Annotated in this window: 19 protein-coding genes and 1 pseudogene; all 20 read left to right on the top strand. The window is 28.4% G+C overall.

Annotated elements, in window-relative coordinates:
- Nucleotides 1-112 precede the first annotated feature (112 nt).
- The 20 genes and pseudogenes from P4S50_RS11570 (at nt 113) to P4S50_RS11475 (ending at nt 21,281) form a co-directional block, all read left to right on the top strand.
- Nucleotides 113-2,197 carry a hypothetical protein gene (locus P4S50_RS11570; RefSeq protein ID WP_277730944.1) on the top strand — a complete coding sequence of 695 codons (2,085 nt, stop codon included), beginning with the start codon at nt 113-115 and terminating at the stop codon, nt 2,195-2,197.
- On the top strand, nt 2,197-2,946 hold the full coding sequence (locus tag P4S50_RS11565) for an OmpA family protein (protein WP_277730943.1): 750 nt from the start codon (nt 2,197-2,199) through the stop codon (nt 2,944-2,946). Before P4S50_RS11570 ends, P4S50_RS11565 begins: the two co-directional genes overlap by 1 nt.
- A complete protein-coding gene (locus tag P4S50_RS11560; protein WP_277730942.1) occupies nt 2,943-3,782 on the top strand; it encodes an HNH endonuclease signature motif containing protein in 840 nt (279 codons plus the stop codon). The genes P4S50_RS11565 and P4S50_RS11560 overlap by 4 nt, the downstream gene beginning before the upstream one ends.
- Nucleotides 3,783-4,204: 422 nt before the next feature.
- Nucleotides 4,205-4,753 (top strand): annotated as a pseudogene (gene spo0A, locus P4S50_RS11555) (sporulation transcription factor Spo0A); the annotation flags it as partial.
- Nucleotides 4,754-4,970: 217 nt separating this feature from the next.
- Entirely contained in the window at nt 4,971-6,092 is a 1,122-nt protein-coding gene (steA, locus tag P4S50_RS11550) for a putative cytokinetic ring protein SteA (protein WP_277730941.1), read from the top strand.
- 12 nt (nt 6,093-6,104) lie between these two features.
- Nucleotides 6,105-6,971, top strand: a complete 867-nt coding sequence (locus tag P4S50_RS11545; RefSeq protein ID WP_277730940.1) for a copper transporter — start codon at nt 6,105-6,107, stop codon at nt 6,969-6,971.
- A gap of 14 nt (nt 6,972-6,985) precedes the next feature.
- Nucleotides 6,986-7,672 (top strand): glycosyltransferase family 2 protein, encoded by a 687-nt coding sequence (locus P4S50_RS11540; protein ID WP_277730939.1) that lies wholly within the window; start codon nt 6,986-6,988, stop codon nt 7,670-7,672.
- 6 nt (nt 7,673-7,678) lie between these two features.
- Complete coding sequence (locus P4S50_RS11535) at nt 7,679-8,479, top strand: glycosyl transferase (protein WP_277730938.1); 801 nt, start codon at nt 7,679-7,681, stop codon at nt 8,477-8,479.
- A gap of 13 nt (nt 8,480-8,492) precedes the next feature.
- A complete protein-coding gene (locus tag P4S50_RS11530; protein WP_277730937.1) occupies nt 8,493-9,560 on the top strand; it encodes a DUF3866 family protein in 1,068 nt (355 codons plus the stop codon).
- 3 nt (nt 9,561-9,563) lie between these two features.
- The gene (locus P4S50_RS11525) at nt 9,564-10,094 is read left to right on the top strand and encodes an NUDIX hydrolase (protein ID WP_277730936.1); all 531 of its coding nucleotides are present in this window, start codon (nt 9,564-9,566) and stop codon (nt 10,092-10,094) included.
- Between the two features lie 81 nt (nt 10,095-10,175).
- A complete protein-coding gene (locus P4S50_RS11520; RefSeq protein WP_277730935.1) occupies nt 10,176-10,793 on the top strand; it encodes a stage II sporulation protein M in 618 nt (205 codons plus the stop codon).
- Between the two features lie 15 nt (nt 10,794-10,808).
- Nucleotides 10,809-11,690, top strand: coding sequence for a tyrosine-type recombinase/integrase (locus tag P4S50_RS11515; RefSeq protein ID WP_277730934.1), 882 nt, complete (start codon nt 10,809-10,811; stop codon nt 11,688-11,690).
- 172 nt (nt 11,691-11,862) lie between these two features.
- Nucleotides 11,863-13,035 (top strand): phosphopentomutase, encoded by a 1,173-nt coding sequence (locus tag P4S50_RS11510; protein WP_277730933.1) that lies wholly within the window; start codon nt 11,863-11,865, stop codon nt 13,033-13,035.
- Between the two features lie 14 nt (nt 13,036-13,049).
- Nucleotides 13,050-13,871, top strand: coding sequence for a purine-nucleoside phosphorylase (locus P4S50_RS11505; RefSeq protein WP_277730932.1), 822 nt, complete (start codon nt 13,050-13,052; stop codon nt 13,869-13,871).
- Nucleotides 13,872-14,001: 130 nt separating this feature from the next.
- Nucleotides 14,002-15,327, top strand: coding sequence for a pyrimidine-nucleoside phosphorylase (locus tag P4S50_RS11500; protein WP_277730931.1), 1,326 nt, complete (start codon nt 14,002-14,004; stop codon nt 15,325-15,327).
- 546 nt (nt 15,328-15,873) lie between these two features.
- Nucleotides 15,874-16,884, top strand: coding sequence for an endolytic transglycosylase MltG (mltG, locus tag P4S50_RS11495; protein ID WP_277730930.1), 1,011 nt, complete (start codon nt 15,874-15,876; stop codon nt 16,882-16,884).
- Nucleotides 16,885-16,929: 45 nt separating this feature from the next.
- Complete coding sequence (locus P4S50_RS11490; protein ID WP_277730929.1) at nt 16,930-17,595, top strand: O-methyltransferase; 666 nt, start codon at nt 16,930-16,932, stop codon at nt 17,593-17,595.
- Between the two features lie 103 nt (nt 17,596-17,698).
- Nucleotides 17,699-18,934, top strand: coding sequence for a peptidase U32 family protein (locus P4S50_RS11485; protein ID WP_277730928.1), 1,236 nt, complete (start codon nt 17,699-17,701; stop codon nt 18,932-18,934).
- Entirely contained in the window at nt 18,924-19,568 is a 645-nt protein-coding gene (udk, locus tag P4S50_RS11480) for a uridine kinase (RefSeq protein ID WP_277730927.1), read from the top strand. Before P4S50_RS11485 ends, udk begins: the two co-directional genes overlap by 11 nt.
- A 57-nt stretch (nt 19,569-19,625) precedes the next feature.
- Complete coding sequence (locus P4S50_RS11475; RefSeq protein ID WP_277730925.1) at nt 19,626-21,281, top strand: peptidoglycan D,D-transpeptidase FtsI family protein; 1,656 nt, start codon at nt 19,626-19,628, stop codon at nt 21,279-21,281.
- The last annotated feature ends 9 nt before the right edge of the window (nt 21,282-21,290 follow it).

Here is a 21,290-nt window from a genome sequence, read left to right as displayed (position 1 = left end):
GGGTGTAACACTTGGTGAACAATATAACCAATATAGGTTATAAAATGATTAGAAGAGAGATAAAAAAATACGTTGGGATATTTAAAAGCATAATAGTGTGAAGGAGGAAACTATGAATAACATTACATCAGGAAAAGATATATGTAATATAATTACATTGGTATGTATCGTAGGCATAGGATATATAGTGTTTTTATTTTGTAAAAAAGAAATAAATAAAATGGAATCAAGTTTACCTAATTTAGTATCAACTATAGGGGTATTGGGGACGTTTGGAGGTATTTGTGTAAGTCTTTATTTTTTTAATCCTAATTCGATTGATAGTAGTGTACCTAATCTATTAGATGGTATGAAAACTGCTTTTGTAACATCGGTTGTGGGAATGTTTGCATCTATTATTATGAAGGGAAATCAATGGAAGAAAATAAATCAACATAAAGGAGAAGAATATTTTGAAGATGCAGAGCAGCTATTTAATTGCATGTTAAGTGAAAGTAGAAATTTAAACTCTACTTTGATAAATAATCAAAATCAAATGCTAAACAGATTTGCAGATATGGATAACAATTGGAATGAAAAACAAATAGAATTGATAGATGAAATTAAAAATTTGGGTAATAGCTTGAATAAAAAACAAGATGATTTGATAGGAGAATTTAGAATATTTGCAGAAACAATGGCAGAGCAAAATTCTAAATCACTAATAGAAGCACTAAAAGAAGTAATAAAAGATTTTAATACTAAAATGACAGAACAATTTGGGGAAAATTTTAAAGAATTGAATAAAGCAGTAGGAGCTTTACTTGAATGGCAAGGAAATTATAAAGAACACGTAGAACTTACAATAACACAATTAGAAACAACAATTAAATCAATTACACAAATAGAAAAATCCATGGAAAATATTTCGGAAAAATCATATGGTTTAATTGAAACAAGCGAGGCTTTGGATGTAGCATTAACTTGTATAGATGAAAATCAAAAACAAATTTATGATAATATAAAAATTTTATCTGAAGTATCTCAAAATGCAAAGGAATTATTACCTAATATAAACACATATTTTGAAGAAAGTAATAAATCAATAAATGGATTGCTTGTAAATGTAGATGGAGCTATGAAGGAAAACATAGATAAATTAGATGTACATGTAAAAGAACTTACTGTAGATGTAGCACAAGCAGCAGGACAGATTTTTGAAGAGGTTAAAAATAATTGTGAAGAAAGTAATAAATCAATAAATGGATTGCTTGTAAATGTAGATGGAGCTATGAAGGAAAACATAGATAAATTAGATGTACATGTAAAAGAACTTACTGTAGATGTAGCACAAGCAGCAGGACAGATTTTTGAAGAGGTTAAAAATAATTGTGAAGAAAGTAATAAATCAATAAATGGATTGCTTGTAAATGTAGATGGAGCTATGAAGGAAAACATAGATAAATTAGATGTACATGTAAAAGAACTTACTGTAGATGTAGCACAAGCAGCAGGACAGATTTTTGAAGAGGTTAAAAATAATTGTGAAGAAAGTAATAAATCAATAAATGGATTGCTTGTAAATGTAGATGGAGCTATGAAGGAAAACATAGATAAATTAGATGTACATGTAAAAGAACTTACTGTAGATGCAGCACAAGCAGCAGGACAGATTTTTGAAGAGGTTAAAAAGAACTTTGAAGAAAGTAATACTATGCTACAAAGGCAAGTAGATGAATATTTACAGGATTTTAATATTGTTGTAAAAGAATTAAACAATTGTATACCTGAAATAAATGAACATATCGAAGCAAGTACAGAAAGATTTAATAGTGCTTTGATTACATTTAGTAATGAAATAGGAAGCAGTTTAGAGACCAATTTACATATTATGCAAAGTCAAGTTAAAACTACAGAAGATACAACTAATAAAATAGGTCAAAGGTTAGAGATTACTGTCAATGATTTAAATTCAAGAATAGAAGATATAACAATAAATACATCAGAACAAATAAAAAAGTTAGTTGAAGAGGTAGAAAAAGTATTTGAACAAAAGGTTGACCAACTTGATAAACTACTAGAACAAGAACTTTCTAATTCTTTAAATTCTTTAGGAACTCAATTAGCTACAGTTTCAGAAAAATTTGTAGATGATTATACACCTCTTACAGAAAAATTAAGAGAAGTAGTTAGTATAGCAAAAGGAGTAAGTGCATAATGAAATTATCTAGAAATAAGTTAAAGCATAATGATGATAATATTTGGTCATCTGTGTCTGATTTAATGTCTGGGCTTATGATAGTATTTTTATTTATTTCTATATCATATATGTCTAGAGTAACTAGAGAAACTATACAAATTAAAGAGCAACAACAAGCTGTAAAAAAAGTCATTACTACTCATGAAAATATAAAGTTAAGTATATACAAAGATTTACAAGAAGAGTTTAAAAATGATATAAAAAATTGGGGTATAGAAATTGACGAGGATGGAACTGTCAGATTTTTAGAACCTGAAGTATTTTTTCGTGTGGGTAGTGCAGAATTAAAACCTAGATTTGAGAATATTTTAAATGACTTTTTTCCTAGATATATTAATATAGTACATGGAAAATATAAAGATAATATTGAAGAAGTGAGAATAGAAGGATATACATCGAGTGAATGGGGAGAGAATGTGACATTATTGGAATCGTATTTTTGTAATATGGAGTTATCACAAGACAGAACAAGAAATGTATTAAGCTATATCATGAATTTAGAAAGTATAAAACCATATCATGAATGGTTAATAGAGCATATAACGGCTAATGGAATGTCATATAGTCATAGAGAATACGATGAAAACGATAATGAAGATGAAAAAGCTTCAAGACGAGTTGAATTTAAAATAAGAACTAATGCTGAACAAGTAATGTCTGATATTATAACAAAATATAGTAATGATAAAAAGAGGGATACAAATTGAGATTAGTAGATTTTTATAAATTTAGATTATTTAAAAAAATTAGAGATGAAATGGGTATTCCAGAAGGATATAAAGCTAAATTTCAAAGTAGATTGAGTTTCAAAAAAATTGACATAGGCAAGATAGAAACTGAACTGATTGAACGAGGTAGAGGGTTAGATGTAAGTATAGAAAATATAGGTACCGGGGAAGATGATACCTTTGAATATAAAGGTAAAAAAGTAGTTGTGTATATTAGAGACCAATATTCATATAATTCTCAATATAAATTTCATGTATCTTGGTGCAAGACTATATGCGAAATGAGAGATAATGGAAAATTGAATAGGTATGTTGTTAGCAGAAGGAAGGATGGAACTTTTTTTGTCAATATAATTGATAAAAATAGTCATAGAATAATACAAGAAAATAAAATATCAGAATTAAAAGTGTGTAAACATTGTTTGGGTGAATTGGATTACAATGGATATTCATATGCAATTAGAAATGAAAAAAACAAAATATATGAAGAGTTTGCAATTGATGAGTTCTTAAAAAAATATGATACAAAGTTTAAACAATTACCTAGGTATACAGATGTAACAGCACCTTTGAATGAATATCCAAAAAAATGGAGTAAAATATCAATGGATTATAGGTCGTATAAAAATTGGATATGTGAAGACTGTGGGAATGATTTTTCTACTAATAAGAAAATGTTAGATGTACATCATATAGATGGTAATAAGTATAATGTAGAGTACTCAAATTTAAAAGCATTATGTAAGGAGTGCCATGGAAACCAATATAAGCATGGGCATTATAAGAAAATCATATCTAATAAACAAAATACTTAATGCCATAAAGCTATACATAGAATAGTATATTTGTATTTTACTGTGATTGAGAGTCTTGGAATGAAAGAGTAATTTTATTTAATAAAATAATAGTAAACATGAGTAAAATATATTTTAAGTAATATGATAATAAAAAAGCTACCTATTATATAGCAAATTATTGACATAAAAGTTGTAATGTTAGTAAAACTTTTATGTTTTAGATTTATGGAAAATAATTTGAGTTTCAAAGTATAATAATTTACCATATATATAATGTAGTAAGTTTGTACATTAAAAGTATGTAATATGGTATAATAATATAGAAATGTTTCAAAATCAATAAATTATACAATTAAAAACCAATAAATATGATGAAAAAATAGACTAAGAAGTTATATATCAATATAGCGAATATATTCAACACTACTCTATCAACAATTGTTGGACAAGATAAGATAACTCAAAGAGCTATAAATTTAGGAGCTGATTACTATATAGTTAAGCCTTTTGATTTTAGTGTGTTTATAAATAGGATAAGAGAATTGGTTGGTCAAACAAGTATATCTATACTTGAAAATAATAAACCGTTAGTACAATTTAAAACTGCTAAAACTGAGTTTATAAAAAACACTGGAAATATAGAAGCTGAAATAACTAATATAATACATGAGATAGGAGTTCCTGCTCATATCAAAGGATATTTATATTTAAGAGAAGCTATAGCCATGGTAATAGACAATGTAGAACTTTTAAGTGCGGTTACTAAAGAGTTATATCCTAATATAGCTAAGATATTCAACACTACTCCATCAAGAGTAGAAAGAGCTATAAGACATGCTATAGAAGTAGCTTGGAGTAGAGGTAAAGTTGATACTATAAATCAATTGTTTGGATATACTGTTCATAATACAAAAGGAAAGCCAACAAATTCAGAATTCATAGCAATGGTTGCAGATAAATTAAGACTTGAGCATAAAGCTGTAAGATAAACTGAAACTAATCTAGAAGTTATATTTTTCGGATAAGATAAAAAGAAACATCTTTTGTTATTATTAAAAATAGCAAAAGGTGTTTTTTGTTTTGGAAATTAATAGAAAAATTTCAAAATTTAAATCCTTATTTAATTTAGATGTATTTATGTGATATAATTGAATTTGTTTAAAATTAAACTTAAAACTAGTATTTTGTAAAATGAGGGGGAAAAACATGCGATTAAGGGCTCCGATAAAAATAGATAGAAAAACTAAAAATCTAGCTAAAAGAGTGCAAGTAGGAGAGATTGCTGTAATAAATCATAAAGATATAGATGAGGTGGCAGCGAACTCCTTAGTAGAAGGGAAAATAAAAGCTATAGTAAATGCGGATATGACAATAAGTGGTAGATATCCAAATAAAGGACCTCAAATACTTTCAAATAAGAATATATATATATTAGATAATGTAGGAAAAGAAGTATTTGATAGATTAAAGGACGATGATATTGTTGAAATAATAGATAATAAATTGTACTTAAATGATGAACTAATAGGAGAAGGTGAAGTATTAGATAAAGATGCAATTAAACAAAAAACAAAATTATGCTATGACAATTTATCTAATGAATTAGATAATTTTATAGAAAATACTATAGAATATGCTAAAAAAGAAAAAGGGTTTATACTAGGGGATTTAGAAATTCCTAAAATGAAGACGAATTTTAAAGGAAGACATGCACTGATAGTAGTAAGAGGCCAAGACTACAAAGTGGATCTAAGTACTATAATTCCATATATAGAAGAGATGAAACCTGTGCTAATAGGAGTTGACGGTGGTGGAGATGCACTTTTAGAGTTTGGATATACACCTGATATGATAGTTGGAGATATGGACAGTATAAGTGATGAGTGTTTGAGAAAATGTAATGAAATAGTAGTACATGCATATCCAGATGGAAGAGCACCAGGACTTAAAAGAATAGAAAGTCTAGGACTTGAGGCTACTATATTTCCAGCACCTGGTACTAGCGAGGATATAGCTATGCTTACGGCATATGAATACGGTGCAAAGTTAATAGTTGCACTTGGAACTCATTCAAATATGATAGACTTTCTTGAAAAAGGAAGAAAAGGAATGGCAAGTACTTTTTTAGTAAGGCTTAAAATTGGATCAAAGCTTATAGATGCAAAAGGAGTTAACCTTTTATACAGAAGTAAACTAAAGCTAAAATATATATGGGGTCTTATTCTTGCAGCTCTTTTTCCTGTTTGTATAGTAGCTTATTTATCACCATCTATTCAACAGTTGATAAAACTTATGCAGATTAAAATTAGATTATTAATGGATTTTTAGGGAGGTTCTTTTATGAATGTAAACATGAAGTATTTTATAGTAACATTAAGTGCTATTTTTATAAGTTTGGGAATTGGAATATTAATAGGATTCAACTTAAACACTAATGGAGCATTTGATGAGCAACAAACTCAAATAATAGATGATTTAGAGAATAAATTTAATCTTATGAAAGAAGAAAATACTAAAAAGGAAAATGACATTTTAAATATAACTAAAGAAAATGAAAATCTAAATAAATATATAGAAAATTCATTTAGTTATGTAGTAGATAATAAATTAGAAGGAAAAAATATAGGTATAATCAAAACTACAGAAGATTATTTTTATCCTAATGTAGAAGAAGTTATAAATAAGGCTAATGGACATATGGCATTTAACATTGTTATAAAAGATAAATTGATAAATGAATTTGAAATAGCTGAATTAAACAAAGTATTTAATTTAAATTTAAAAGATAAGAATGAGTTTATAAATTATATATGCCAAATAACTTATGTAGATAAAAATACCGATTTATTAAATCAAATGAATGAAAAAGGAATAATAGAGATAAAAACTTTAAATCTTGAGTATAATAATTTAGATGCTGTTATACTTGAAGGTGGAAGCTTAAAAAATAATGAGAACAAGTTAAATATCGTAGATAAAAATATAATTAAATATTTTAAAGACAACAATATAAATCTTCTTGGAACTGAAAGAAGAGATGTTCAAAATTCATATATTCCATTTTACAAAGAATCCAAAATATCTACTATAGATAACTTAAATGAAGTTATGGGTAAGATATCATTGATTATGGTTATTGAAGGAAAAACAGGACACTTTGGAGTAAAGGAAACTGCAGACGAATTTACACCTTTAGAAATTAAATAATGAGGAGTTAATTTATGAATAATAAACATATTAGTATAATAATACCTGCTTACAATGAAGAAAATAAAATGAAAGCTACAATAGAAGGAATAAAAGATATACAGTGTATAGATGATATAATAATAGTTGATGATGGATCTACTGACAATACATTTGAAATAGCTTCTTCATATGACTGTGTTAAGTCGTTAAAACTTGATAAGAATATGGGAAAGGGCTTTGCTCTTAACTATGGACTAAAAATGGCTATGCAAAATTCTGATATTATAGGATTCTTGGATGCTGATTTAGGTGAAACATCAAAAGATATAGAAAAACTAATATATCCAGTGTTAAATGATGAGTGCGATGTAACTATTGCAAAATTTCCTCCAGCAAAGAAAAAAGGCGGATTTGGAATGGTTAAAAAGCTTGCAAAAAATGGAGTTAAGATGTTAACTGGGGAAGAATTAGATTCAACTCTATCAGGACAGAGAGTATTCAAAAAAGAAGTCTTACAAAACTTCGAAGAAATGCCATTTGGATATGGGGTTGAAGTTGGAATGACTATTGATATATTAAAAAAAGGATATAAAATAAATGAAGTTTTAGTAAATATGACTCATAATGAAACTGGTAGAAATCTGAAAGGATTTATACACAGAGGAAAGCAGTTTTATCATATCAATATTACGTTACTAAAAAAAATACTAGGGAGGTAATATAACTTGATTTATATAGTATTTTTAATTGGATTTTTAGGAACTCTATTAATAACGCCTTATTTTAAATCGCTTTTAATAGAAAGTAATATTGTAAGAAAAAACTACAGACAAGATTTGATACCAGTATGTGCTGGTATAATATTTTTACCTATGATTATAATAAATTCGTCTATTTTGAGATATTTTTATGAAAGTAATGATGTGTATATATACTTATTTGGTATAATGAGCATGGCATTTATAGGTATACTTGATGACTTAATAGGAGATAGAAATGTTAGTGGTCTTAAAGGTCATTTTAAAAGTTTACTAAAAGGTAAACTTACAACAGGAGGTTTTAAAGCACTATTTGGAGGTTTTGTAGCTTTATTAATATCAGTTAGTATATCAAGTAATATAGTTGATATATGTGTGAATACACTACTTATTGCATTGTCTACAAATTTAATGAATCTTCTGGATTTAAGACCAGGCAGAGCTATAAAAGGATATTTATTTATTTCAATAATACTTCTTTTTACTGTACCTATGTACTATCCTAAAATGATGATAGTTGTGTTGTTGTCAAATGTACTTGCGTATTTTAAAGAAGACTTAAAAGCAAATGCTATGATGGGAGATACAGGATCTAATGTATTAGGAATATCAATAGGTATAATTATAGCTTATAACTTTTCCTTTATAGTTAGACTTTGTGTGTTAATATTATTGATATTGATTCATATAATTACAGAAAAGTATTCTTTAACAAAAATAATTGAGAATAATAAATTACTAAACTATATAGATATGTTAGGTAGATAAAGAGGGGTTACTTATGATAAGTAAAAAAATTGGAATAGTACAAGAAATAATATCTAAAACTGAGGAAATGGAAGAAGTTAAGGTTAAAATAGGGAATAGTATAAATAAGGCTATAAACTATCCTAAAATCAATTCTTCTGTAAATGTCAATGATGAAGTGCTATTAAATACAAGTGCTGTAGAACTTAATCTTGGAACAGGAGGATTTCATTTTGTAATAGCGAATTTAAATAAATTAGAGAGCAAAATGAGTGAAGGCGGACATATAATGAAGCTTAGATATACTCCGCTTCAAGTTAAAACATTTTCTGCAGAAGAACAAGAAAGTAAATATCATGATAAAATCAAAAATTTTAGATCGCTTGATGATATGCCAGTTATTGTGGGAACTCTTCACAGTATGCTAGTTCCATTTGCAGCATCATACAAAAGAATTGATAAGAAAAAAAAGTTAGTATACATAATGACTGACGGAGCAGCACTTCCTATATATTTGAGCAAAAATGTACAAAACTTAAAGAAAAATAAATTAATAGATAATACAATCACTATAGGAAATGCATTTGGAGGGGATTATGAATGTATAAATATATACACAGCCTTAATACTTGCAAAAGAAGTTTTAAATGCAGATGCTGTATTTGTATGTATGGGACCTGGTATAGTAGGAACATCTACTAAATATGGATTTACGGGTATAGAACAAGCCAATATACTTGATGCTGTAAAAAAATTAAAAGGAAAACCTATAGCTATACCTAGGATAAGTTTTGCAGATAAAAGGGATAGACATTTTGGACTTAGTCATCATACGGTAACTATATTAAAAGATATTGTTAATGCAAATGTTGTAGTTCCAATTGGAGTAGAATGTACTAAGAATAAAGAGTATGTAATGAATCAAATAAAAGAAAGTGGCATAGATAAAATACACAATATAGTATATATAGACAATGACAAAACAAAATCGGACTTAGAATATTTCAACTTGAGGGTAAAGAGCATGGGTAGGTCTTATGAAGAAGACAAAGAATTTTTTAATTCGGCAAGCTCTGCTGCTTATTATCTATTGGAGGGATAGGTTATGATTTTTAAAGAAGAAACTATGAGCTCAGAAATGATATATAATGGAAAAATTATCAACTTAAGAGTGGATACGGTTGAACTTCCTGAGCATAAATATCAAAAAAGAGAGATTGTAGAGCATCCAGGAGCTGTGGGTGTAATAGCTATAAATGATAAAAAAGAAATAATATTTGTAAGACAGTTTAGAAAACCAGTCGAAGATGTTTTATTAGAAATTCCTGCTGGGAAACTTGAAGAAGGAGAAGAACCGAAGGAATGTGCTATAAGAGAATTAAAGGAAGAAACTGGATATGAGGCTAAAAATATAAAGTTTTTGAATGAATTTTATACATCAGCTGGATTTTCTAATGAAAAAATGTACTTGTATTTAGCAACTGATCTGCAAGAAGGTGAATGTTGTCCTGATGAAGATGAATATGTAGACGTTATAAACGTAGATATAAAGAAAGCTTTGGAGATGGTTTCAAATAATGAGATAAAGGATTCTAAAACTATAATAGGAATACTGTTATCAAAAGATTTAATATAAAACGGAAATTATAAAAAAAAGTAATACACCCCTTATTTTTAACATAGAATTATGTAAAGTTAAAAACAAGGGGGTTTTAATTTGAAAAAGATATTTAAATTTTCAAGCTCGAATCTTAACTATAAAATAATTATGATAATATTCATATTTTTGTTTAGCTTAGGGGTTACAAGTGGTGCTTATTTGAACAAGGTATATTCGATTTCGAATACTTCTATGAATGAGTTTATTTCTAGGACAACCAGTGATTACAATCAAAATTTTAATTTAATAAACGAAGGTTTATTAAATCTTAAGAATGATTTTGTATATTTGATATCAATTTATTTGGCATCTTTATTTGTAATTACAAGCCCGCTTGTATTAGTTATAGTATTTTTAAAGGGACTGTCAATAGGTTATACAGTAAATACATTGATTTTGGTATTGAAGAGTAGTTCGATTAAAATGATATTTTTGATATTGATGAAGAATATTATTATAATACCTTTTACATTTTTTGTTATATTTTTTTCTTTTAATTATTTTTTCGAAGCAATACATGCCTTGAGAGTATCTAATAGATTTAGAAATTATAATCATATTAAAAAATTAATGTTAAAATATAGTATTAATTTGATAGGATTATTTGCAATAATAGTAACAATACAAGGCGTTGTAAATTTAGTATCTATATTCATAATGCAAAAAATATTTTAGTCAGAGGGGTTTAGTATGGATAATATAATAGATAAGTATATAGATTACATAATAAAAGATAAGAATCTTTCTCAAAATACTATACTTTCATATAAATCGGATTTGAAAAAATACATAAATTATTTAAATAGTAGTGATACAGAGTATATTAGTGTTAGTGAAAATGATATATTTAGTTTTTTAATATACCTTCAAAAGTCTAATACATCAGTATCTACAATATCTAGAATAATATCATCAATAAAATCATTTCATGAATTTTTATTTAACACTAGGATATCTGATAATAATCCAGCTAGAAAAATCAAAAAACCCAAGGTAGAAAGACCTAAAATGGATATACTAACTCAAGAAGAGGTAGAGCTTCTACTTAATGCACCTAATTTAAAAAATATAAAAGGTATAAGAGACAAGGCTATTTTAGAACTATTTTATGCAACTGGAATTAAGGTTTCTGAATTAATTGAGCTAAATATAGATGATCTTAACTTAAATATGGATTATATAAATTGTGTAAACAATAAAAATACAAGAACTATACCAATGAGTAATACATCTAAAAAACATACACAAAAATATTTAGATGATTCTAGAACGAAGATAATAAAAGATGAAAATGAAAAAGCTTTATTCTTAAATTCAAAAGGTCAAAGATTTACAAGACAGGGTCTTTGGAAGATAATTAAAAAGTATACTCAAGATATAAACTTAGATAAAAATGTGACACCAACTATGTTGAGACATTCTTTTGCTATACATTTGCTTAAAAAAGGAGCAAATTTAAGTGTAGTTGGAAAAATATTGGGTAATAATAATTTAACTAGTCTTCAAATATATTTGAATCATATAGATAAAAATATAAGAAAAGAGTTAAAAGAAAATCATCCAAGATTATAAAGTATTAAATATGATTTAAAGTTATAATTGAAATGACGTTGAATCAGTGTTAAAATTTAAATATAAAGTGAAACTTAATTCAGATGGGATTTTTATTTTTATTGAATTTTTATGTTTCGAACAAATGGAATATGATAGTACTAATTTATCCTGAAAAGAGGAGTTGATAAGAATGAGTAAAAGAGTAGTTTTAATAGTAATGGACAGTGTTGGAATAGGAGAACTTCCAGATGCTAAGAAATTTGGAGATGATGGAGTTAACACATTGGGAAACATAATAAAGGCATATGATGATATACAAATACCTAATTTAACTAAACTAGGTATTTGTAATATCGATGGCTTTGAGCAAGTTAAAGAAATTGAATCTCCAATAGGTGCATTTGGTAAGTGTGCTGAGGTATCTCAAGGAAAGGATACTACAACAGGTCACTGGGAAATGGTAGGACTTAGAGTAGATGAGCCATTTAAGACTTTTCCAAATGGATTTCCTAAAGATGTAATAGATGAATTTGAAAGTAAGACAGGAAGAAAAGTTATAGGAAATAAACCGGCATCAGGTACTGCAATACTTGACGAACTTGGAGAACAGCATATGAAAACAGGAGAGGTAATCGTTTACACATCTGCAGATAGTGTGTTCCAAATTGCAGCTCATGAAGAAATTGTACCTCTTGATGAATTATACAAAATGTGTAAAATAGCAAGAAAAATAATGATGGGAGATAATGCACTTGCAAGAATAATAGCAAGACCATTTGTTGGAGAACCAGGAAACTTTACAAGAACTGCTAATAGAAGAGACTTTTCACTAGATCCTTCTGCAGATACAATACTTGATAATATAAAAGAATCAGGTCAAGATGTAATAGCAGTTGGAAAAATAGAAGATATATTTAATGGAAAAGGTATTACTGAAGCAGTTCATACAAAGAGCAATATGGATGGCGTTGATCAAACTATAGAGTATATGAAAAAGGATAATAAAGGTTTTATATTCACTAACCTAGTAGATTTTGATTCAAAATACGGACATAGAAGAAATGTAAAAGGGTACAAAGAGGCTATAGAGGAATTAGATTCAAGAATTCCAGAAGTTATAGAGAACCTTAAAGACGAAGATATATTGATATTAACTGCTGACCATGGGAACGATCCCACATATAAGGGAACCGATCACACACGTGAATATATTCCAGTTTTGGTATACGGAAAAAGTGTAAAAAATGGAGTAAACATAGGAATTAGAAAAACATTTTCAGATATAGGGGCTACCGTTGCAGATATATTAGGAGCTAAGCTACCAAGTAATGGTGAAAGTTTCAAAAACTTAATTTTAAAATAATAGGAGGAGTAATAATGAAGGATTTAATTACTAAAATAAAAGAGAGTGCAGAATTCATAAAGTCAAAAGCTGGAGTTAATCCCAAAATAGGATTAATATTAGGATCAGGACTTGGAGTATTAGCAGATGAAATAGAAGATGCTGTTAAAATAAAGTATGAAGAAATACCTAATTTTCCAGTTTCAACAGTAGAAGGTCATGCAGGACAGCTTGTAATAGGTAAATTACAAGGAAAAGATGTTGTTGCAATGCAAGGAAGATTCCATTTTTATGAAGGATATACTATGGAAGCTGCTACATTTCCTGTAAGAGTAATGAAGGCTTTAGGAGTAGAAACAATAGTTGTAACAAATGCTGCAGGTGGATCTAATAAAACTTATGTACCAGGGGACTTAATGATAATAAATGATCATATAAATCTTGGTGGAAACAACCCACTTATGGGACCTAACAACAAGGAGTTAGGAGTTAGATTCCCAGATATGTCAACGGCATATACTCCAGAGCTTATATCTCTTGCTAAAGATGTAGCTAAAGAATTGAATATAGAGGTTAAAGAAGGTGTATATACATACTTTACTGGACCTACTTATGAAACACCAGCGGAAATAAGAATGGTTCAAACTATGGGAGGAGATGCAGTTGGAATGTCTACAGTTCCAGAAGTTATAGTTGCTAGACATTCAAGTCTTAAAGTGTTAGGTATATCTTGTATAACTAATATGGCTGCTGGAATACTAGATCAACCTCTGAATCATGAAGAAGTTATAGAGACTACACAAAGAGTTAAAGCACAATTTATATCTTTAGTGAAGAATATATTACACAAAATGTAATAGCTGTAAAAGTAACGCTAGACCACGATTTATCTCAGAGCTAAAAGTTCAGATGGAGCAAAAACTTCATCTGAATTAAGTTTGGCTTTATATCGTTAATAAAAGGAATAGTGAAAGAGGTGTAGGAAATATGAGAATGTATGATATTATAAAGAAAAAAAGAGATGGAATTGAATTATCTAAAGAGGAAATAAACTTTTTTGTAGATGGATATGCTAAATCAGAAATACCTGATTATCAAGCTTCTGCTTTTATAATGGCGATATTCTTACAGAAAATGACTAAACAAGAAACTGTATACTTAACAGATGCTATGATGAGATCTGGAGATGTTATAGATTTATCAAAGATAGATGGAATAAAAGTGGATAAACATAGTACGGGTGGAGTTGGAGATAAAACTACTATAACTTTAGCACCTCTTGTTGCATCTTGTGGAGCACCTGTTGCAAAAATGTCTGGAAGAGGTCTTGGACATACAGGAGGAACTCTTGATAAGCTTGAGGCTATACCTGGACTTTCTATAGAGATGAATCAAGATAAGTTTACAGACAATGTAAACACTCATAAAATAGCTGTATGTGGACAAACGGCTACTATAGTTCCGGCAGATAAAAAACTATATGCTCTAAGAGATGTTACTGCTACTGTAGATAATATATCATTAATAGCTAGTAGTATAATGAGTAAAAAGTTAGCTTCAGGGTCGGATGCTATAGTCCTTGACGTTAAAACTGGTAGTGGTGCTTTTATGAAAGAGCTAGACGATTCATTTAATTTAGCTAAAGAAATGGTCGATATTGGAAATGGCATGGATAGAGAGACTATAGGAGTTATTACTGATATGGATCAGCCACTTGGTTTTGCAGTAGGAAATTCACTTGAAGTAATAGAAGCGATTGAAACATTAAAAGGAAATGGACCAAAGGACTTCACAGAGCTTTGCCTTAGCTTAGGTTCATATATGTTAATTCTATCTAAGGTTGTAAATACATATGAAGAAGGAAGAAAAATGTTAGAAGAATCTATATCTTCTGGAAAAGCTCTTGATAAACTAAGAGAATTTATAGAAATTCAAGGTGGAAATAAGGATGTAGTTGATAATTATGACTTATTACCAGGAGCTACTAACAAGATAGACGTTAAGTCTATCAAAAAAGGTTATGTAAGCAAGATTGAAGCAGAAACAGTTGGTATTAGTGCTATGATGCTTGGAGCAGGTAGAGAGACAAAAGAAGATGAATTAGATCTTGGAACTGGAATAGTACTTAAGAAAAAAGTTGGAGATATGGTAGAAGAGGGTGAAACTTTAGCTTGTATGTATGTTAATGATATGAAAAAGTTTGAAGCAGCTAAAGAAAGACTTCTATCGGCTTATACTATATCAGATCAAAGACCTGTTGAAAGAAAACTTGTTCATGGAGTAGTTACTAAAGATGGAGTAAAAAGATTTTAGGAAAACTTATATATAAAAGATGCGCCTATCTAAGGTGCATCTTTTTTTATTCTTAAGGAAACTATATCATTTTTTATTTTGCGGATAACTTATCAAAAAGGCTATACTTGCAACTATTTTTAAGCACCAGAGTCGTGAGACTTGTTGCCGCCATGAACTATGTGAATTTTGAGAACGGAGCCTGTAAGGATCGTTGATGACATGAGCCATGCGATAGTAGGAAGCAGATTTTATGTGAAATTTTTGAATTAATAAGTTACATATTGTAAAAAACAGTCTAAACTTATATAATAGTATAGATGTATAAAAAAGTTATCTTTTACAAAGAACTTGAATGTAAACTTTTAAATATTATATTGTTTATCATTTGATTCATAATAACATAAGGTGAAACTTAATTCAGATGGAGTTTTTACTTTAAATGAATTTTTAGTTAAACTAATTCAGAAGCTTTAGAGTTCTTATCTCCAGCCTCAAGAAGATGGAGTTTTATGACTTTTAGCTTTGGGATAAATATGTTAAATTTAATAAAAAAGAGGTAATAATATGAAAAAAGTATTTACTATGTGTATTTTTATTGTACTTATTATAGCATCTGGGTTAGTCTACTTTAATATACAAACAGGTCCTTATGATTCTAGTAGTGAAAAGCAAGTTTTAGTGGATATAAAAAAAGGATCTTCGCTCAATAGTGTTAGTGAAATATTATTTGAAAAAAAACTTATAAAGAACAAATTATTTTTCAAAATAACTGCTAAAGTTAATGATATGGATAAAGGAATAAAAGCTGGTCTTTATAAGATTAACCAATCATATTCAAATAAGGAAATATTGGATATACTAAATTCAGGCAGAGTATATAAAGATTTAGTTAAGGTTACTATTCCAGAAGGTTTTGAAGCACATCAAATTGCGGAAAGGATTTCAAAGTTGGGACTTGTTGATAAAAATAAGTTTATGGACTTAGTAAACAATCCTTCAGTATTTAGTGAAAATTACAAGTTTTTAAATGAGGAAGATATACTATCTCTTGAAGGATATTTATTTCCTGATACGTATTTCTTTAATAAAAGTTATTCTGAAGAAGATGTTATAAATGTAATGCTAAAAAGATTTGATGAAATATATACTGATGAATATAAAAAAGTTCAAGATGAAAAAAATCTTACACTCAATCAAGTAATATCTCTTGCATCTATTGTAGAAAGAGAAGCTAGATTAGATGAGGAAAGAAATGTAATAGCGGGTGTGTTTTACAATAGAATGGATATAAAGATGCCTCTACAATCTTGTGCTACAGTTCAATATATACTTGGAGAGAGAAAACCTAATTTAAGCTTTGATGATATAAAAATAGATTCTCCATATAATACATACAAGAATGCAGGATTACCTCCTGGACCAATAGCGTCACCAGGGAAAAAATCAATAGAAGCAGCTCTTTATCCAGATGATGTAGATTATTTGTATTTTGTAGCAAAGAAAAACGGTAGTCATAGCTTTTCAAAGACGTATAATGAGCATCTAAAAAGAAAAGCAGAAAATGAAAGTGAATAGGTGGGAATCCACCTATTTATTTGTGTCATAGAAAGGATGATACTTTTGGGTAATATAGTAGATGAATATGTAGAAGAATATATAAGAAATACATTAAAAGAAAGTGAAACTTTTCTAAAGGAATTAGAAGATTATGCAAGTGAAAATCTAGTCCCTATAGTTCATAAAGAGGTTGCAGAATTTTTAAAAGTTATTTTAAAGATGAACCAGCCTAAAAGGATATTAGAGGTTGGATGTGCAATAGGATATTCTTCTATGTTGTTTGCGAATACTTTGAATAAGGATTGTGAAATAATAACTGTAGAAAGAAATGAAAAAATGATAGAAAAAGCATCAGAAAACATTAAAAAATATGGATTTGATGATAATATAACTATACTTGAAGGCAATGCTGAGGAAAAGTTAAAAGAAGTAGATGGACAGTTTGATATGATTTTTATTGATGCAGCTAAAGGTCAATATAAATTATTTTATGATTTAGTTATAGATAAATTAAAGCCTGGTGGAGTTTTAATATCTGACAATATACTTTACAAGGGTATGGTTGCAAGTGATAAGTATGTTATTAGAAGAAAAAAGACAATAGTTAAGAGAATGAGAACTTATCTAGACTATATAAGCAATTGTGATTATTTAGATACTAGCTTAATACCAATTGGAGATGGTGTGGCTTTAAGTTATAAAAAAGGTTCTTCTTTAAAAGAATCTTAAATGTAAACTTTTATGAAACTCATAACAAAATTTATATTTATCTACAATTTAAAGAGGAATATAATTTCCTATTCGTTATAAAAAATATTAAAGAGGTGCTAATATGCAAAAGGTAGAATTACTAGCTCCAGCTGGAGATTTAGAAAAGTTAAAGATGGCCATTGAATATGGTGCAGATGCTGTATATCTTGGAGGAGAATTTTTTGGACTAAGAGCAGGTGCTAAGAACTTCACTTATGAACAAATGCAAGAAGGTGTGAAGTTCGTTCATGATAGAGATAAAAAGCTATATGTAACAGTTAATGTAATACCTCATAATGAAGATTTTAAAGGATTAAGTGAATATTTAAAGCAACTTGAAGAAATAGGGGTTGATGCTGTAATAGTATCAGATCCGGGAGTTCTATCTGTTGTTAAAACTGTTGTACCTGATATGGAGGTACACTTAAGTACTCAAGCTAATAATACTAACTATATGAGTGCTAAGTTTTGGTATAATCAAGGAGTTAATAGAATAGTAACTGCTAGAGAACTTTCATTTGAGGAAATAAAAGAAATTAGAGATAATATACCTGAGGATATGGAAATAGAAGCATTTGTACATGGTGCTATGTGTATATCATATTCAGGAAGATGTCTTATAAGCAACTATATGACTGGAAGAGATGCAAATAGGGGAGCCTGTGCTCATCCTTGCAGATGGCAGTATTCGCTAGTTGAAGAGAAAAGACCTGGAGAGTATTATCCTGTATATGAAGATGAAAGAGGTACATTCTTCTTTAATTCAAAAGACTTATGTATGATAGAGTACATACCTCAAATAATAGAGTCTGGAATTAAGAGTCTTAAAATAGAAGGTAGAATGAAGACTTCTTATTATGTAGCGTCTGTTGTTAGGGCATATAGAATGGCTATAGATGAGTATTATAAAAATTCTGAAGGATGGAAGTTTAATCCTATGTGGCTTGATGAAATAAAAAAAGCTAGTCATAGAGATTTTACAACTGGTTTTTATTTTGATAAGCCAAAATCGGATGAGCAACATTATGGTTCTAGTTCATATATAAGAGATTACGATTTTATAGGACTTGTTAAATCTTTTGATGAAGAAAAAGGTATAGCAACAGTAGAACAAAGAAACAGAATGTTTGTAGGAGATAAGATAGAAATAATAGGTCCAAATAAGGAGACTATTTACACTAAGATAGATAAATTATGGAATGAAAAAGATGAAGAGATAGAAGTAGCTCCTCATCCTAGACAGTTAATTAAAATTAAGTTTGATGCTTGTGTTAAAGAAAATTATATATTGAGAAAGGTGATAGAAGATGAAAAATAGGCCCCTGATAATAGGAATAACTGGTGGAACAGGTTCAGGAAAAAGTACAGTAAGTAAAGCTATAATAGAGAGTATACCTGAGGAAAATTTATCTATTATAGAGCAAGATGCTTACTATAAAGACCAAAGTCATCTTGAATTTAAAGATAGATTAAAGACGAATTATGATCATCCATTTGCCTTTGATAATGAGCTTTTAATAGGTCACTTAAATGATTTACTTGATGGAAAAAGCATTAAAAAACCAGTTTATGACTTTGAAAAACATACTAGAGACGTAGACCAATATACAGAGATTTTTTCTAAAGATATAATAGTGGTTGAAGGTATAATGATATTAGAAGATGAAAATCTAAGAAATATGTTAGATATAAAGATATTTGTAGATACAGATAATGATATTAGAATACTTAGAAGAATACAAAGAGATATAGAAGAAAGAGGAAGAACAGTCGATTCTGTAATAGATCAATATCTTTCTACTGTAAGACCAGCTCATATGCAGTTTATAGAACCGTATAAGAAGTATGCAGATATTATAATGCCAGAAGGTGGATATAATACTGTTGCTATAGATATAGTTGTTGCTAAAATAAAGTCTATAATAGAATCTAAAGTAAAAAAAGATAATTAATTAAAGTATTAACCCCTTGATAATTGGAAAAAATAATCCTTATCAGGGGGTGTTTTTTTGAGAAAAAAGAGTAAGAAAGAGAATAATAAAAGACTTTCAATACTTTTATTTGTTTTTTCGTTTGTATTTATATTGTTATTTGCAAGGCTTATATATATACAAGGTTATAAAGGTAAAGAGTATTATGAAAGAGCCATAAGACAAAGTGAAATAAAAATAGACTTAACGAGTAATAGAGGAACTATATATGATAGAAATAATGTAGCACTTACAGATAGTGAAAAAGAAGATATAGTTGTAATATTAAAACGAAATTTTAAATTGGATAAAGAAAAAATAGATATATTAAAAAAAGTCACAAAACTCTCTGAAAAAGAAATATATAATGAATTTGAGACTAAAAGCAATTTGATAGAGCTCAAAATAAAATATTTAAATGATAAATTGAGAAAAGAAATAGAAAGTAAGAAAGCAATTTTAATAGTTAATAAAACATATAGGTATAGAAGTGAAAATATATTAACGCATGTTTTAGGATATGTGAATAAGTATGAGAATAAAGGTGTAAGTGGAATTGAAAAAGCTAAAAATGATTTACTCAAAGATCAAAATAAAGAATATGTAGAGGCATTTGTAGACGCAAGAAAGAATGTAGTTCCTGGAAGTTTTAAAAAATATAAAAGTGAGGATGAAAAACATAAAAATATAAAATTGACTATAGATTACAATATACAAAATATAGTTGAAAAAGCACTAGATAAAAAGCATAAAAATGGAGCTGTTGTAGTATCTGATGTTAATACAGGTGAGATATTAGCCATGGCATCAAGACCAAATTTTAACCCCAACAAGATAGAAAACTATATAGATAGTAAAAAACAAGAATTATTAAATAAAGCTATTCAATGCAAATATCCACCTGGATCTATATTTAAAATAATAGTAACACTTGCAGCATTTGAAGAAGGTGTAGTAGATGAAGAAGAAAAATTTGACTGCAACGGATATATAGAATTTGATGGAATAAAGATAAAGTGCTGGAAAAGAGAAGGGCATGGAGAAGAAACATTTAAAGAAGCTTTTTATAATTCGTGTAATCCAGTGTTTGTCGAAGTAGGAAAAAGACTTGGAAGCAAAAAAATACTAGAAACAGCAAAAAGGCTGGGGCTGTCAGATAAAATAGATATAGGCTTAGAGGAAGAAAAAGAAACTGAACTTCCAAAAGGAGACTCTGTCAAAGGAAACGCTATAGGGAACATATCAATAGGACAAGGAGATATAGAAGTAACTCCTCTTCAAGTAAATCAGATGACCCAGATAATAGCTAATAATGGAGCATATAAAAAATTGTATTTATTTGATTCTACACTAGATCAGAATATGAATGAGATTGAAAAACATAAACCAGAAAAAGATAAGGTAGTAATGTCTCCTTTTATAATAAATAGAACAAAAAAATTAATGGAAGGTGTTGTTGAAGAAGGTACTGCTAAAAATATAAAAGGAATAAAAGGAAACAGTGCAGGAAAAACTGGTTCAGCAGAATATTATATCAATGGTAAAAAATTTGTACATGGATGGTTTACTGGTTACTATCCAGCAAAAATACCTAAATATGCAGTAACAGTATTTATATATGATGGAAAATCAGGTGGAGGAGCTGCAGCTCCTGTATTTAAAGATATAATTGAAAATATAAATAATATTAAATAAGTACAGGCA

The organism is Tepidibacter hydrothermalis (assembly GCF_029542625.1).
GTDB lineage: Bacteria > Bacillota > Clostridia > Peptostreptococcales > Peptostreptococcaceae > Tepidibacter_A > Tepidibacter_A hydrothermalis.
This window is presented reverse-complemented; position numbering and strand designations above follow the sequence as displayed.

What these genes read in the sequence shown, in the direction of transcription:
- P4S50_RS11515 (WP_277730934.1), top strand. Translation starts at nt 10,809, where the DNA reads ATGGATAATATAATAGATAAGTATATAGATTACATAATAAAAGATAAG.
- P4S50_RS11570 (WP_277730944.1), top strand. Translation starts at nt 113, where the DNA reads ATGAATAACATTACATCAGGAAAAGATATATGTAATATAATTACATTG.
- P4S50_RS11525 (WP_277730936.1), top strand. Translation starts at nt 9,564, where the DNA reads ATGATTTTTAAAGAAGAAACTATGAGCTCAGAAATGATATATAATGGA.
- P4S50_RS11510 (WP_277730933.1), top strand. Translation starts at nt 11,863, where the DNA reads ATGAGTAAAAGAGTAGTTTTAATAGTAATGGACAGTGTTGGAATAGGA.
- steA (WP_277730941.1), top strand. Translation starts at nt 4,971, where the DNA reads ATGCGATTAAGGGCTCCGATAAAAATAGATAGAAAAACTAAAAATCTA.
- P4S50_RS11500 (WP_277730931.1), top strand. Translation starts at nt 14,002, where the DNA reads ATGAGAATGTATGATATTATAAAGAAAAAAAGAGATGGAATTGAATTA.
- P4S50_RS11540 (WP_277730939.1), top strand. Translation starts at nt 6,986, where the DNA reads ATGAATAATAAACATATTAGTATAATAATACCTGCTTACAATGAAGAA.
- P4S50_RS11505 (WP_277730932.1), top strand. Translation starts at nt 13,050, where the DNA reads ATGAAGGATTTAATTACTAAAATAAAAGAGAGTGCAGAATTCATAAAG.
- P4S50_RS11485 (WP_277730928.1), top strand. Translation starts at nt 17,699, where the DNA reads ATGCAAAAGGTAGAATTACTAGCTCCAGCTGGAGATTTAGAAAAGTTA.
- P4S50_RS11545 (WP_277730940.1), top strand. Translation starts at nt 6,105, where the DNA reads ATGAATGTAAACATGAAGTATTTTATAGTAACATTAAGTGCTATTTTT.
- P4S50_RS11565 (WP_277730943.1), top strand. Translation starts at nt 2,197, where the DNA reads ATGAAATTATCTAGAAATAAGTTAAAGCATAATGATGATAATATTTGG.
- mltG (WP_277730930.1), top strand. Translation starts at nt 15,874, where the DNA reads ATGAAAAAAGTATTTACTATGTGTATTTTTATTGTACTTATTATAGCA.
- P4S50_RS11530 (WP_277730937.1), top strand. Translation starts at nt 8,493, where the DNA reads ATGATAAGTAAAAAAATTGGAATAGTACAAGAAATAATATCTAAAACT.
- udk (WP_277730927.1), top strand. Translation starts at nt 18,924, where the DNA reads ATGAAAAATAGGCCCCTGATAATAGGAATAACTGGTGGAACAGGTTCA.